The following is a 1,265-nucleotide window of genomic DNA, read 5'->3' on the forward strand; positions in this document are numbered from 1 at the left end:
GGTGGGGGACACGGGACCCGAGCCCGTACCACGGGTCCGGGTCCGGGTGCTGGACGCGCCACCCGCCGCCGGGGCGACGGGCTGGGTCGAGCTGGCCGACGTGGTGCCGCCGGTCGGTGGCACAGTCGGCGAGGCGGTCGGCTTGGGGGCGTCGGTCGAGGCGGCGGCCACCCCTCCGGCCGTCGCGAGGGCGGCGGCCGCGGCCGCGGCGATCATGATCGGATGCAAACGCATGAAGGAGCTCCTTGTCCGCAGGCTCCGGTTGATGCCTGCGTCCCGATACGCCCCTTGGCACCTCCCCGGTCGCACCGCGTACACGTGATCTAGGTCATAGGTCACCGGTGCGACCCGGGGACGGTGCTCGTGCGTACAGGCGTCGGCAGGGCCGTGGGACACGCGGGGGGACACGGCTCTATCGCCGCGGCCAACGCGCGTTTCCCAGCAGATCCCTGTCACCGACAGCACCAGAAGAGAGCCCTAGATGACACCACAGGAGTTCGACGCGTTCTACGCGGCGTCCTTCTCCCGCCTGACCGGGCAGCTCTACGCGATGACCGGCGACTGGTCCGAAGCACAGGACGTGGTCCAGGAAGCCTTCATCCGCGCATGGGACCGAAGGCGGACCCTCGACCCGGACAACGCGCCGGAGTCGTGGATCCGCACCACGGCCCGACGGCTGGCGGTGTCTCGCTGGCGACGCCTGGCCCGCGGCCTGCACCTGGCCGGACACCACCACCGCCACGAAACACTGACCGTCGAGCCGCCCTCCGAAGAACACCTCGTGCTGGTCGCCGCCTTGCGCGAGCTGCCCGAGGCGCAGCGCAGCGCCGTCGTCCTGCACCACATGTGCGACCTCTCCCTCGAGCAGGTCGCCGCCGAAACCGGCGCCGGACTCAGCGCGGTGAAGAGCCGCCTGGCCCGTGGCAGGGCCGCCCTCGCGGCCCAGCTCGGCGACCAGCACCCGACCAGCGAGGAAGGACGACTCCGTGTCTGACCCGATCCACGACGCCCTACGCGACCGGCTACTGCTGCTCGGCGCACAGACGCCCGCACCGACCCTGCCCGCTGGGGAGATCCGCCGGCGAGCCGACCGTCGCCGCCATCGCCGGCGCGCCCTCGGCGCGACCGCCGCTTGCACCGCGGCAGCCGTCTGTCTGATCCTCCCGTCCGTGCTGCGCCCAGCGCGAACCAACCAACAGCCGGCCGCCCCGGACATCTCTTCCTCTCTGCCAGCCTCCCCCCACCTCCACCCCCACCCCCGGTCT

General features: G+C 72.5%; 1 protein-coding gene and 1 pseudogene. One reads left to right on the forward strand and one right to left on the reverse strand.

Annotation, left to right across the window (positions count from 1 at the left end):
* Positions 1-234 (reverse strand): annotated as a pseudogene (locus ACFY3I_RS43575) (hypothetical protein); the annotation flags it as partial.
* A 247-nt stretch (positions 235-481) separates the two neighbouring features.
* Between ACFY3I_RS43575 and ACFY3I_RS43580 the strand changes: the two are divergent.
* Positions 482-994: a SigE family RNA polymerase sigma factor gene (locus ACFY3I_RS43580; RefSeq protein ID WP_390866495.1), complete on the forward strand. Its 513-nt coding sequence runs from the start codon at positions 482-484 to the stop codon at positions 992-994.
* Positions 995-1,265 lie beyond the last annotated feature (271 nt).

Source organism: Streptomyces sp. NPDC001068 (genome assembly GCF_042897315.1).
Lineage (GTDB): Bacteria > Actinomycetota > Actinomycetes > Streptomycetales > Streptomycetaceae > Streptomyces.

What these genes read in the sequence shown, in the direction of transcription:
- ACFY3I_RS43580 (WP_390866495.1), top strand. Translation starts at nt 482, where the DNA reads ATGACACCACAGGAGTTCGACGCGTTCTACGCGGCGTCCTTCTCCCGC.